The organism is Micromonospora sp. NBRC 101691 (assembly GCF_030269285.1).
Lineage (GTDB): Bacteria > Actinomycetota > Actinomycetes > Mycobacteriales > Micromonosporaceae > Micromonospora > Micromonospora echinospora.
Genome location: NZ_BSTB01000010.1, coordinates 80303 through 93428, shown reverse-complemented (window position 1 = coordinate 93428; position 13126 = coordinate 80303). Strand labels below are relative to the sequence as shown.

The following is a 13126-nucleotide window of genomic DNA, read 5'->3' as shown; positions in this document are numbered from 1 at the left end:
GACGCCGACCGGCCCGGCTCACCTTCCGCCCCTCCTTCTCCCGTGGTGGTTACGGATCATGCTCGCTCGACTGACCCCTGCGTGGCGCCTCCGCGCGCTCCGGCTCTCCGCCAGCCTGCTCGCCGTCGTTCTCGGCGCGAGCCTCGTCCAGATCCAGGCACCGGCGCCGGCTGCCGCCAGCGCCGCCCCGCCGGCTCTCCCGCCACAAGCCGAGCCGGCGAAGGGCAGCCCGCTGCGGGCGCAGAAGCCCAAGCCGGATCCGACCGCGGACAAGGTGATGATCCGGCCCGACCCGGTCACCTGGCCCGTCGGTGGCACCGCCGATGTTGGCACCACCACCGCTACCGTCGGCGGGCTGCCCGTCACGGTCACCCGGTCCCGCGCCAACCGGTCCGCCACCGCCCCGGGGAAGGCCCGAATTCAGGTGTACGACCGCACGGCATCCACCCGCGCCGGCCTTGACGGTCCGGTGCTGCGGGTAGGCACCGCCGCGCCGCTGGCCGCCATGGGCCTGAAGGTCGGCTACAGCGCGTTCGCGCACGCCGTGGGCGGTGACTGGGGAGCCCGACTGAGACTGGTCCGCCTGCCCGAATGCGCTCTGACCACGCCTGACCGTGCCGAGTGCCGACGTGGCACACCTGTGTCGTCGATCAACGACCCGACCACGCAGACCGTCACGGCGGACCTGACCACCACGGCCGGCACCACCCTGCTGGCCCTGACCGCCGGCGACTCCTCCGTGCAGGGCGACTACAGAGCCACCAAGCTGTCACCCTCGTCCTCCTGGCAGACGGTGCTGAGCACGGGTGGCTTCGGCTGGAGTTACCCCATCCGCATGCCGCCGACCGCCAACGGCTTCAGCCCCACCGTCGGGATCAGCTACTCGTCCCAGGCGATGGATGGCCGCACGGTGGCCACCAACAACCAGGGCTCCTGGGTCGGCGAGGGCTTCTCGTACGAGCCGGGCTTCATCGAGCGTCGCTACAAGCCCTGCTCCGACGACGGGCACGACACCTCGGGCGACCAGTGCTGGGCCCGGCAGAACGGAACAATCGTGCTCTCCGGCCGCTCCGGCGAGCTGGTAAGAGTCAACGACGACACGTGGAAGCTGTCCAATGACGACGGATCAACCGTCGAGCGGCTCACCGGGGCGACCAACGGCGACAATGACGGCGAGTACTGGAAGCTCACCACCACCGACGGCACGCAGTACTTCTTCGGCCTGAACCGATTGCCCGGCTGGGCCGACGACAAGCAAGAGACGAAGTCAGCCTGGTCGCTGCCGGTCTATGGCGACGACTCCGGTGAGCCCTGCCACAAGCCCAGTGGCTTCACCGACTCCTACTGCGACCAGGCGTGGCGGTGGAACCTCGACTACGTCATCGACCCGCGCGGGAACGTCGTCTCCTACTTCTATGCCCGGGAGATCAACCACTACGCCCGCGGCGGCCGTACGGACGTCGACGGCACCGAATACGACCGCGGCGGCTACCTGACCCGCATCGACTACGGTCAGCGCGACCAGCAGGCCTACACCACCAACACCCCGGCGCGGGTGGTCTTTAGCACCAAGGAACGGTGCATCCCCGGCGGCTCGGTGGACTGCGATCCGCAGGACCTGAACCAGGACACGGCCGCCTCCTGGCCGGACGTGCCCCAGGACCGCATCTGCGCCGCGGGCACTCACTGCAAGGACACCCAACGGTTCCCGACTTTCTTTACCCGTAAGCGGCTCACCCGGATTCAGACGCAGATCCGTCAGGGCGCCGGATGGACGCCGGTCGAGTCGTGGAATCTCGAGCACGCTTTCAAGGCCAACGACGACAACTCCAGGACGCTCTGGCCGACCAAGCTCACCCGCACCGGCCACTGGGGCGGCACCGACATCACCGCGCCGGCCACCGAGTTCGACGGCATTCAGCTCGCCAACCGCATCGTCCGGGACAACGACAACCTGGGCCCGCTGATCCGCTACCGCCTCGCCACGATCAAGACCGACACGGGCGCGCAGATCACAATCAACTACAAGGCGCCAGACTGCACCAAGGCCAACGTCCCCGATCCTGGCGAGTCGACGCGGCGCTGCTTCCCGGTGATCTGGAACCCCCTCGGCGGCGATGACGAGGACAAGGTGACCGACTGGTTCCACAAGTACGTCGTGGAAAGCGTTGTCACCGACGACCTTGTCGGTGGCAACGACGACATGGCCGTCTCCTACCAGTACGTGGGCGATGCGACCTGGCGCAAGGCGGAGCCGAACGGCATCACGAAGGTCGAGGACCTGACCTGGTCTGACTGGCGGGGTTACCAGCAGGTGATCGTCCGCTCGGGCGACGGCCAGTCCATGCCCGTACGGACCGACCACTACTTCATGCAGGGCATGAGCGGCGGGAAGTTGCCCGATGGCACCACGCCCACCGTCTCCGTCACCGACTCCACCGGCAAGTCCTTCACCGACCACGACGAGCTGTCCGGCCACGAGTACGAGTCGACCCGCTACAACGGCACCGCGATCGTCTCCAAGGAGATCAACGAACCCTGGCGGCTGGTCACCCGTACCCAGTCAGAAAGCTGGGGCGACCTGACCGCCGCAATGGTGGGCACCGGTGTAGCGCGCAAGCTGACCGCACTGCCCGACGACCCCGAGGGCAACCAGCGATGGCTGGAAACCCGGCTGGACAGCAAGCGCGACGGGCGCGGTCGGATCGTCGAGATCGACGACCTAGGCGAGGTCGGCACCGGCAAGGGTGGCGACGACCGGTGCACCCGCACCTACTACGTCGACAACACCGACAAGCACATGTACTCCTACGTGTCCCGGGTGCAGACCGTGTCGGCCAGCTGCGCGGACACCACACCGGATCTCGCCACTCAACTGATCTCCGACACCCGCACCAGCTACGACAGCCAGGGCTGGAACGTCGCACCCACCAAGGGCACGCCCACCCGCACCGAGGACCTCGACCATTACGACGGCACCAACATCGTCTATCTCACCACGTCCAAGACCACCGCCCTCGACGGCTACAGCCGGCCAACGACGGCAGAGGACGCCCAGGGTAACGTCACCGCCACGCAGTACACCGACACCAATGGCATCACCACACAGATCAAGACCACCAACCCGCTGCTGCACGTCTCGACGGTCACCCTGGACCCGGCCTACTCGGTGCCGACCCGGACCCTCGACGCCAACGACAAGTACACGGACCTGACGTACGACGCCTTCGGCCGGCGCACTGCGGTTTGGCTGGCCGACCGGGACAGATCCCAGGGCGCCAACCCCAGCCTGAAGTTCCGCTACCAGGTGCGCAACGACAAGACGACCGTTGTCACCACAGAACGGCTGAACAACGACGGCAGCTACCGGGCCAGCCACGAGCTGTACGACGGCCTGCTGCGGCTGCGCCAGACCCAGACTCCGGGCACGGCCGGCGGTTGGCTGCTGACCGACACGTTCTACAACGGCACCGGACAGGCGTACAAGAACAACGACGCCTACCTCGCGGCGGGCACTCCCGGTGACGTCCCGATCGTCACCGCTGAAGGCGCTGTTAACGGTCAGACGACCACCGTCTATGACGGCGCGGACCGGCCGATCAAGGGCATCTTCTCGGTCGCTGGTGACGTCCGATGGGAGACCACCACCAGCTACCAGGGCGACCGCACCAGCATCGACCCACCCGACGGCGGTGTGCCGACCACCGTGGTGGTCAACGGCCGGGGCCGCACCAGCGAGCTTCACCAGTACCACGGCAGCAGCCCTACTGGTCCAGCCGATGTCACCCGCTACACCTACACGTCTGCGGGATCGCTCGAGACGGTTACCGACCCCGCTGGCAATGTCTGGCGCTACCACTACAACCAACGCAACCTCAGGGAGAGCGTCGAGGATCCGGACACCGGCGACAGCACCTACGAGTACGACGCGCTGGGCCGGATGACCGCCACGACCGACAGTCGGGGCGATCGGCTCTCGTACGTGTACGACGCCCTCGGCCGTAAGACCGAGGTCTGGAGCGGGGTCGCCGGAACCGGCACGAAACTCGCCGCCTGGTTCTACGACAACACCGGCAACAAGGGACAGCTCTACTACAGCCAACGCATCGCCGGAAACCAGAACTACTTCACCATCGTCATGAGCCGGGACCAGCTCTACCGCCCCACCAAGACCCGCTACAGCTTCCCGTCCGGCGGCGTAGGTGCCCAACTCGGCAAGACGTACGACTTCACGACCGCATACAACACTGACGGCACCGTGCAGTCGGTCGGCATGCCGGCCGTAGGTACCACGATGGCCGCCGAGGCAATCGCCACCACGTACGACAGCCTGCGTCGGCCGACCACCCTGGGCGGCGCGACCAGCTACGTCACCGCCACCTCCTACAGCAACACCAACCAGTTGCTCCAGGCCGAGCTCTACACCGGGGGCACCGGCAAAAAAGCGTGGCTGACCTACGGCTACGAGCGCGGCACCGAGCGCCTGGCCACCACCAAGGTAAACCGCCAAAACGTCCCCGTCGTGGACATGGACGCGACGTACCAGTACGACGCAGCCGGCAACGTCCAGTCCATAGCCGACGCGCCCGAAGGCGGCGCCCGGGACACCCAGTGCTTCACCTACGACCACCTCCAACGGCTCACCGAGGCCTGGTCAACGAACACCACCACCGCAGCCTGCGAAGATGGAGTTGCGCAGACCGGAGTCAGCGGTCCCGCGCCCTATCACCACTCCTGGACCTTCGACGCGGCCGGTAACCGCGATATCGAGACCATTCACTCCACTACCGGCGGCGCTGACACCACGCGGGACTACACCTTCCCCCAACAGGGCACGGGTCAGAACCAGCCGCACACCGTTACCCAGGTTGCCGAGAACGGACCAGCCGGCACCCGCACCTACCGGTATGCCTACGACACGGCAGGCAACACCCGGTGCCGACCCAACACCGCAGCGGCGAACGTCTGTCAGGCCGGCAACGAGTCGGGACACCAGGCGCTGACCTGGGACGCCGAGGGCCATCTGGCCAGCAGCACCCCGGCTGGTGGACAGGCCACGACGTACATTTACGACGCTGACGGCAACCGCATCGCCCGCAAGGATCCCGGCGGCACCACTCTCTTCCTTCCCGGTATGGAGGTGGGCCAGGTCGGGACCGCCTTGACCGCGATCCGTTACTACACCTTCGCCGGTAGGACGGTCGCTGTCCGCACCAGTAACGGCGTCTTCTTCCAGGCCGCCGACCACCACAACACCGCCACCTCGACCATCAACGCCACAACCGGCGCGATCGCATGGCGGCGGACCACCCCGTACGGCTCGTCACGGGATACCGTCGCGCCCGCTTTCTGGCCCGACACCCGAGGCTTCCTGGGGGGCACCCAGGACAACACGGGACTGACACACCTCGGCGCCCGCGAGTATGACCCAGCCCTCGGCATGTTCATCTCCGCCGACCCTCTCATCGACCCCAACGACCCGAGCGAACTCGGCGGATACACTTACGCACGGAACAATCCCGTCACTTTCTCCGATCCCAGCGGGCTCCAAGCCTTCCCGGGGTTCGAGGGGGGTGGAGGTTCTTCCGGTTCTTCCGGTTCCTCCGGTTTCCTCATGACACCGCTTACTCAGCAAAGCGGCACCAGCGCCATCTACGTCGACCAGAACGGAATTCCGCACCGCCAAAGGCCGAAGGGTGGAATTACTCCCAAAGACCAGGCTGCTCTGGACTTCCTAAATGCACAGTTGAGAGCTTCTGGTGAATACTATGACCCAAAGACAAAAACTGGATCTCGCTACATTCTTCAAGACGAAGATAATATCGAGAGCCGAAAATTGAAGGGGGTTGTGCCGCTTCCCGCGGGTGAGGTTACGGTTGCGGGCACGACGTCAGACGCGATCAAAGTGTCCTGGATTGATGGCAAGATTGTCAGCGTCGATTCCTATGATTTTACCGAGGGTAAGCCGGGTGAAGAGGTGAGGCATGCGGGAACGGCCGTTAGTAAAATGTCGACCGATAAGGGTGCGAAGAATCAGACCCAGTTCGTCGTCTTCGTGGCAAAGGACGACAAGCAGGCGGCCGCGATGCGTGACGCCTTGGCCGGCAACCCGAATGTTCGGGTGATCAACCCCAAGAGTGGGCTCGACACTGGTGAGATGTACAGCAAGACCCATAACTTGGCGCGAGATGCGGCACGGGCCCGCACCGTCGCTCCCCGCAGCCCAACTGCCGCGCCCAAGACTGGTAAGGGTGGTGTTGGGCCCGGTGTTGCCCGAGGAGGCGCGGCGCTCGGGGTCGTCGGTGACCTGCACTTTATCTACGAGGGTTCTCAGATATTCGGGAGCGATGAACAGAGAGCCGAAATATGGTGTGAAATGTACGGCATGTATTGTCCTATGCCCCCATCGTTGATGGGCTAAGAACTCGTTGGCATCTCGCCCTCGCGGGTAGGTCAGGCCACGCCCGACCTGCCCGCGAGTAGCTGTAGGCAAAGCTATGGCGGTCGTCGTTGGTGATTGTCTCGGCGTGTACCTGACTGGCATTATTAATCGCCGCGGTGAGGCTGGAGTGGACGTCGGCACAGTGAGGGCGCGTTCTAGTTCGCGCGGCTTCGTGTGGTTTACTCTTTAGCAACACCGACAAGGAGGTCGGGACGTTGGGACCTGGTGCTGTCGATGGTTGAACTGGCCACCGGTTCTGGTCGGTTGCTTATGCGGAGAGAAGGGTTCTGCCGCCTGAGTGGCCGCCGAAGCCGGAGTGCTAACGGTAAGGCTGGCAGTGCTGCTCGTCATGGAGGGTTGTTTAGGATGAGTGTCCTAGGTGAGTCCGTGCGTCTAAGCGCAGAGCATCTGGAAGAATTGCGCCGTTTGTCGTCGATCGATGCATTCTGGCGGTTGACCAAATTTGAGCCGACCTGTCGCATCGATCTAGATCGGTTTTGGAAGCGACTTGCGCCGCTCATGGACGCGGTGGCCTTCCCGATCAATCCCATCACCGGTGGATCACCCTTTCCTGACGAGCTCAGAGCATGGACGGAAGGGTGTGGTTCATGGTGGCTCAGCGTTCAGGAGGTTGCCGTGGTGGCGAGGTGCCTTGGTCGGACCTCATACGAGGTGCTGACCCCCCATATCCGCGCCGTGTTGGAGGCGGAGGACGTTGTTTATGCCGATCTCGACGTTGACTCGCCCAACTACGGAAAGCTGCTGCCGCCTGAAGAGGCAAGTCGTATGAGAGTTACCGATGAAACAGTTGCGGCGGTAGAGGAACTTCTGGTCGAGCCGTACCGGGAATTGGTGGAGTTTTTCGAAGCTGCCGCCAGTCACGGCCAATGCACCATTTTCTGGGCTGCCTGACTGAACATGCCCTGCCGGGTTGATAGTCGTGGGCATGAAGGAGTCTTCGGGTTGGCGGTACGGAATTCTCGCCGATCTGTGGGCCGTGTTTGAGGCTGCCTGCTGGCAGGCGTCGTGGCGCACGCGGGCGGGAAAGTTTCGGAGGGATTCGGGTAAGCCTGGTTGGCTAGTGCCTCGTCATGCAGCCTTGAACGGGTAATCCGGGTGGCGGATCTTGGAGTTGGTCGCGAACCCGGTTTTCGGTCGGGTGTGTTGGTTGCGCCATCGGATGTAGGCGCCGATGGCGGCGTCCTGCTCGGGGTGGGTGCGGTGGTCGGTGCCGTTGAGGGCGAAGTAGCGGACGGCGGCGAACTCGGCCTCGATCCAGTTCAGCCAGGACGCGTAGGTCGGCAGGAACACCAGGTCGACCCGGTTGGTGGCGCACCAGGCTCGGACTTCGGGGTGCTTGTGTGGGGAGAAGTTGTCGCAGATCAGGTACAGCTCCTCGGTCGGCCAGCGGCGGCGCAGGGTCTTGAGGAAGCCGAGGAACTCGCGCCAGCGTTTGCGGTCACGGATGCGGTAGCGCCGCCCACACGGCAGAAACCACCCCTTGACAGTTATAGAAGCATCTCAATGAACTACGGTGTACCGCCGACGGCATGACACCCCACCGAGACGTAAAGAGAAGCATGTGACGGACGATCCGGCGACGCGCGCGATACGTGCGTTCTGGCAGGACCGCCAAGCCGCCGCTACCGAGCGCCGACTGATGCTGGGCGATGACGCGATCACGGAACTGCTGACGGACATGCTGGTGAGGCACGGCGTCGACCGGAACGCGATTCGGCCGCGTCAGGCGCCGAAGCTTCCCGGCGCATACGGATGGGGAAACCGGCGCTGGGACCTGCTAGTCGTCGACGACGAGCTGCCGATCGCGGCGATCGACGTCAAGGCCATGATCGGACCCTCCCTCGGGAACAACATGCGCAATCGGCAGGAAGAAATTGTCGCTGCGGCGACCGACTTCGCGCGGACATATCGCCTGCCGCAGCTGCAGGAAGTGAAGCCATTCGTCGGCCTGGTCATGATCGTGGAGGACAACGAGTCCTCGGCCCGCCCACGCCACTCTCCGGACCCGGCCGCCGGGACCAGTGTTACGTCTTATCAGGACCGAATTCACACGTTCCTCAGCAGGATCGTCAAGGACAGCTTGTACGACGCGGTCTGGTTCGTCATTACGGCCCCGCCGCCTAATTTCACCATCGCCGAGCCGGACGACGCTTTAAGTTTCGCGCACTTCTCTCGCGCGGCCGATGAGCGTATGCAGCAGATCAGCGCGGCCGACGACGACGCGACAGCCTTCGGAAGGACGCTGGCTGACCGTGCCGATATTGAGGACATTCTGTCGGGCATCACCTCTACGCCTCGGGGTCTTTCCGCAGCAGAGGCTTCGGTCATCCAGCGACGCCGTGACGTAGTCGCCAAGCTTCAACGCCTGGCGCTCGAACCGGCAACCACCGAGTCGGCAATGCAAGCTGCCATCAGCAGAAACTACTGGCTGTTCGGCGGACAGTACATCGCGATGGCGCAACGCAGCATCGTGCCGCTCGATCAGTACGACATCCCCCTAGTCAGCGCCGACGGTAGCCTGCACATAGTCGAACTCAAAGGCCCTGCCGGCCGGCTGGTTCGTGAGCATCGCGGCAGCCTCATCGTGGCTGACGAGGTACACGAGGCGGTCAGCCAATGCCTCAACTACCTGCGCTCGCTGGACGAAACCGGCGCGACAATACAGACACTTCGGCAGAACGAAGGGCGCCCTGCCTACGACTTCCGGCGCAGCCGTGCGACCGTGATCATCGGCCACCCGGACCGTGCCGCGACCGATACAGTCAGCCGTATCCGGATCGAACAGGCCATCCGCTCCTACAACGCCCATCTCTCGCGCATCCAGGTTCTCACCTACGCTGACCTGCTTGACGGTGCCGAGCGTGCGCTGCGTTTCGAAGAGGACAGCCTCGAGTAGCGGTCCGTTCGCGCTCCGACCTCGCTGCCCTCCGGTTCCGCTTCGGGCGCCAGTCGCTATGGTTTGCGCGCCCGAACGGTGTCGCGTACCGCCCTGAGCGGGGCCGCAAATCCAGACGGCGGAAGGCCGCTGACTTTACGGAGACCTTCGGCCCCGTGACACGAATCCTCGCGCTGCCCGGACGTGTTTGTCCTGGTCACCCGAAGACTCGCGGCCCACGAACGTACTTCAGTTGCGGAACTCCGGGGATGCACAGGCGGGTCATGCCCTCACTCGTGCGTCGCCCGCCTGCGGCTATCACCTCGCTCCTTGTTTCATCATCGCGGTGACCAGGTCGTCGGCGGATGCCGCGAGCAGGGCGATCGCTTCCTGCGCGTAGCGCCAGGCGGTGGCGACACCGATCGCAAATCCGCGAGCCAGCCGGGTGTATGTATCGCCGTCACGCAGATGGGCAAGGGCGAGTAGTGCCTGGCGTGCCGCATCGAGGTGCCGCCATCGTGATCGTTGCTGGTTACGGTGCTGGCGGATGCGGTCGGCGAGGTGGTTGAGGGTCCGGCTGGACAACGAAATCCTGGACGGGTAAGACAGCACAGGCGAGGCTCCCGGTCGGGGCATCGGGTTTTGGTCGATTTGCTGTCTTACCTGGAGCCTCGCCCTCATCGATCCCCGGGCTAGGCACACCGCCTGTGACCTGCAAGGTCAGGATGAAAAAGGCTGTGAAGGTTGCTCTTGGCTGGCCTGGGGCTGGCTGGCAGGGTCGGCGTCATGGTCGCGGGCCTGGGTGTGGCTCATGAAAATGGTGGCCCCCGCGGGGTGCTCTCAGTGAGATCTGCCCACCCGGTTCGAGATCGGGGCGCCGGCCCTGCCCCTCTCGGTGGCTTGATCAGAAGCTTGCCCGACCCGTGGCCGCGGGCCGTGGCCCATCACAGTCCTGCCGCGAGAGCACATCCCGGGCCGGCGCCGCCACGACGTCTCCCCGGAAAGGCAGGACGCCGCCATGGCCATCGTCGCAGACCACTACGACTTCGTCATCGGCGTGGACACCCACGCCGCCTCACACACCCTCGCGCTGATCACCGCCGGCACCGGCGCGGTCCAGCAGCAGGCCCAGTTTCCGACCAGCCCGGCCGGGCTGCGCCGCGCCACCGCCTGGATCCAGCGTCACACCCAGGACACCACAACGCTGATCGTCATCGACGGCGCCGGATCCTACGGCGCCACCTTCACCGAACAGCTCACCGCAGCCGGTTTGACCGTTGCCGAAGCACCCGACGTCCCGGCCATCAGCAGGCGCCGCCATGGCAAGAGCGACGCCCTGGACGCCATCGCGATGGCCCAAGCAACCCGCGGCCTGAACATCAACGAGCTGCGCTGGCCCCGCGCGACCGGTGCCCGCACCGCCCTGCGGGTCCTGACCGTCGCCCGCGAACAGATGAGCGGCGAACGCACCCGAGCCGTCAACGCGTTGACCGCCCTCCTGCGCACCGTCAACCTCGGCATCGACGCCCGCCGCGCCTTGACCACCACGACCATCACCACCATCGCGGCCTGGCGCACCCGAGACGAGAATCCCAACCCTGGCCGTCTGTCGAGCCGAGGCCATCCGCCTGGCCCGACGCATCCGGGACCTCGACGCCGAACTCGCCGCCAACCACACCACCCTGCACGAAGCCGTCACCATGCAGGCGCCGCAACTGCTCGACCTGCCCGGCGTCGGCGCCGTCGTCGCCGCGACCGTCCTGCTGGCCTGGTCACACCCCGGACGCATCCGCTCCGAGGCCGCGTTCGCCGCCCTGGCCGGCGCACCACCACTACCGGCCTCATCAGGCAACACCACCCGACACCGGCTCAACCGCGGCGGCGACCGACGCCTCAACCGAGCCCTCTACACCGTCGCACTGGTCCGCATGGGCCACGACCCCCGCACCCGCGCCTACGTCACCCGCCGCACCGCCGAAGGCCGCACCAAACGCGAGGTCATGCGCAACCTCAAGCGCTACATCAGCAGGCAGCTCTTCCGGACCCTGACCGCCGCCCACACGGCAGGAACCACCCCTTGACAGTTATAGAAGCATCTCATTGCCCACGAGCGCCCAGACCGCCTCGTCTTAGCAGTCGAGATCTTGCCACGGTTCCACCGGTGCAGCAGACCCTCGGTGCGGGCGGCTCGGTAGGACACCGCTCTCCGCCTGCCGGGCGGTCGAGCAGTCGCGCCGATTCCGGCCGCCCGAGCGTCCCGAGCCAATCAAGCGGACCCCGGTTGATGTGCGCGACGTGTGCTCGCCGGCCGGTGCCAACCGGGGTCAACCGGTGCCGACGCGGGGCACCGTGGGCGGCCGATGGTCGCAAACGGGGGTTGATGTGCTCGGCGTGTGCTCTGGGCTGCGGGAACACGGTTACCGGTGGGGCGGAGGAGCGCGGGTCGACGGAGGCCACGCCCTGCCACCCCAGGTGAACGCCCAGGTCGCTAGACTGGGCACTCGCGCCCTCGTAGCTCAGGGGATAGAGCATCGGTTTCCTAAACCGTGTGTCGCAGGTTCGAATCCTGCCGGGGGCACCTCTAAGATCAGCCCAAACGGCCCGTGGCCTGCGGATACTTTCCGCCATCGATGGCGTGGCCTGTGCAGTGGTGTGCCACCCGGAGTCGCTGTTTGTCGCCGTCCGCGGACTATTCACGGATCGATCTTGAAGGTGTTTCCCCAGGTCGAGCCCCTGGTTGACCCCCGTGCGGCCGGTTCGACTCCGGCGGTGGCCCCTGTTGCGGGGCCCCTCTGTCGTGATGATCAAGTATCCGTCCTCTTAGGATTCTTCTGCCAAGGCAGATTCGCCTGGAGGAGTGAATGTCTGATATTCCCTATTCTCACACTACGGGTAGAAATGCGGTTAATCTGGTTCGTTCGTTGCTTGAAAGGCACGGGCATCTGGTTGAGGAGAAGTCGACCAATGATTTTGGTGAAGATTTGTATGTGGAGTTGGTGAAAAATCGGAAGCGAACGGGCATTACGGTTCGAGTGCAGGTAAAAGGTGGTAGGTCTTACCGGTCGGGAGTCGGCTATCGTCTGAACATTGCTAAATGGGCTGACGACTGGCGACAAGGAAACGTACCCGTCCTTATTGTAGTGCATGACCCTGATTCTGGTCGCTTGTTGTGGGAGAATGCCACCAAGTGCCTGCGGGTGGCTGATTGGCGGGGGCGGACACTTAAATCGATTTGGCTTGAAAAGAAAGTGTTGGATGACAACACGATTGACGGCTTTACGTCGACGGTCTGCGGTTATGTCGGCCGGTATCATGGGCACCAAGCGATCCGCGCACGGCTCAGTGACATGGTGGGTGCTGACTTTGAGGAGCGTGACCGTGTCGAGTACTTCCGAAATGAGCACGACGAGGACCTGATCTTCTGGCAGCGGCCGGGGGAGGATTTTGCGACGCTGTGGCACAGTGACCTTGGCTGGGATCCGCCGATGAGGATTACGCCTGACATGCTCAGCTTTGGGTTACTGGAGGGGTCATCGGAGGACGTTGCAAAGGTTCTGATGTCCAAGATTCCGGCAGATATTCTTTCTGCGCTTCCTCCGGATGATGCGACGCGGACTGTTTCTCAGTTTGCTCATTTTTTTCAGGTGCCAACCTTGGCGGGGTATTTTTTGAACTCTCACGAGGCGAGCTGGATTTCTGCTTGCTTTGGGGCCACTGAGTGGATGCGTTCTGGTGGAACTTCTGAAGTTCCATGGAGAATGGAAGATTAGCTCAAACTGCTGTTCCTC

Annotated in this window: 5 protein-coding genes, 1 tRNA gene and 2 pseudogenes; 6 read left to right on the top strand and 2 right to left on the bottom strand. The window is 64.5% G+C overall.

All coding sequences use genetic code 11. The annotated features are described in order from the left end of the window. The first annotated feature begins 58 nt into the window (after positions 1-58). Together QSK20_RS17290 and QSK20_RS17285 are read left to right on the top strand one after the other, a co-directional pair. The gene (locus tag QSK20_RS17290; protein WP_285789610.1) at positions 59-6421 is read left to right on the top strand and encodes an RHS repeat domain-containing protein; all 6363 of its coding nucleotides are present in this window, start codon (positions 59-61) and stop codon (positions 6419-6421) included. A gap of 255 nt (positions 6422-6676) precedes the next feature. Beyond that, positions 6677-7354: a DUF1877 family protein gene (locus QSK20_RS17285; RefSeq protein WP_352232297.1), complete on the top strand. Its 678-nt coding sequence runs from the start codon at positions 6677-6679 to the stop codon at positions 7352-7354. A gap of 177 nt (positions 7355-7531) precedes the next feature. Here the strand turns inward: QSK20_RS17285 and QSK20_RS17280 are convergent, their stop codons facing one another. Continuing rightward, positions 7532-7828 carry a transposase gene (locus tag QSK20_RS17280; RefSeq protein WP_502888924.1) on the bottom strand — a complete coding sequence of 99 codons (297 nt, stop codon included), beginning with the start codon at positions 7826-7828 and terminating at the stop codon, positions 7532-7534. A 196-nt stretch (positions 7829-8024) separates the two neighbouring features. Between QSK20_RS17280 and QSK20_RS17275 the strand changes: the two genes are divergently transcribed. After that, positions 8025-9359, top strand: a complete 1335-nt coding sequence (locus QSK20_RS17275) for a Shedu anti-phage system protein SduA domain-containing protein (protein ID WP_285789608.1) — start codon at positions 8025-8027, stop codon at positions 9357-9359. 318 nt (positions 9360-9677) lie between these two features. Here the strand turns inward: QSK20_RS17275 and QSK20_RS17270 are convergent. Next, positions 9678-9950, bottom strand: a pseudogene (locus tag QSK20_RS17270) (transposase family protein); the annotation flags it as partial. A 406-nt stretch (positions 9951-10356) separates the two neighbouring features. Between QSK20_RS17270 and QSK20_RS17265 the strand changes: the two are divergent. The 3 genes and pseudogenes from QSK20_RS17265 to QSK20_RS17255 all read left to right on the top strand — a co-directional run bounded on the left by QSK20_RS17265 (position 10357) and on the right by QSK20_RS17255 (position 13108). Continuing rightward, positions 10357-11419, top strand: a pseudogene (locus tag QSK20_RS17265) (IS110 family RNA-guided transposase). A gap of 424 nt (positions 11420-11843) precedes the next feature. Beyond that, positions 11844-11916 (top strand) — tRNA-Arg (locus tag QSK20_RS17260). Positions 11917-12199: 283 nt separating this feature from the next. Continuing rightward, positions 12200-13108: a DUF4365 domain-containing protein gene (locus tag QSK20_RS17255; protein ID WP_285789607.1), complete on the top strand. Its 909-nt coding sequence runs from the start codon at positions 12200-12202 to the stop codon at positions 13106-13108. Positions 13109-13126: the final 18 nt, after the last annotated feature.

What these genes read in the sequence shown, in the direction of transcription:
- QSK20_RS17290 (WP_285789610.1), top strand. Translation starts at nt 59, where the DNA reads ATGCTCGCTCGACTGACCCCTGCGTGGCGCCTCCGCGCGCTCCGGCTC.
- QSK20_RS17285 (WP_352232297.1), top strand. Translation starts at nt 6,677, where the DNA reads ATGGTTGAACTGGCCACCGGTTCTGGTCGGTTGCTTATGCGGAGAGAA.
- QSK20_RS17255 (WP_285789607.1), top strand. Translation starts at nt 12,200, where the DNA reads ATGTCTGATATTCCCTATTCTCACACTACGGGTAGAAATGCGGTTAAT.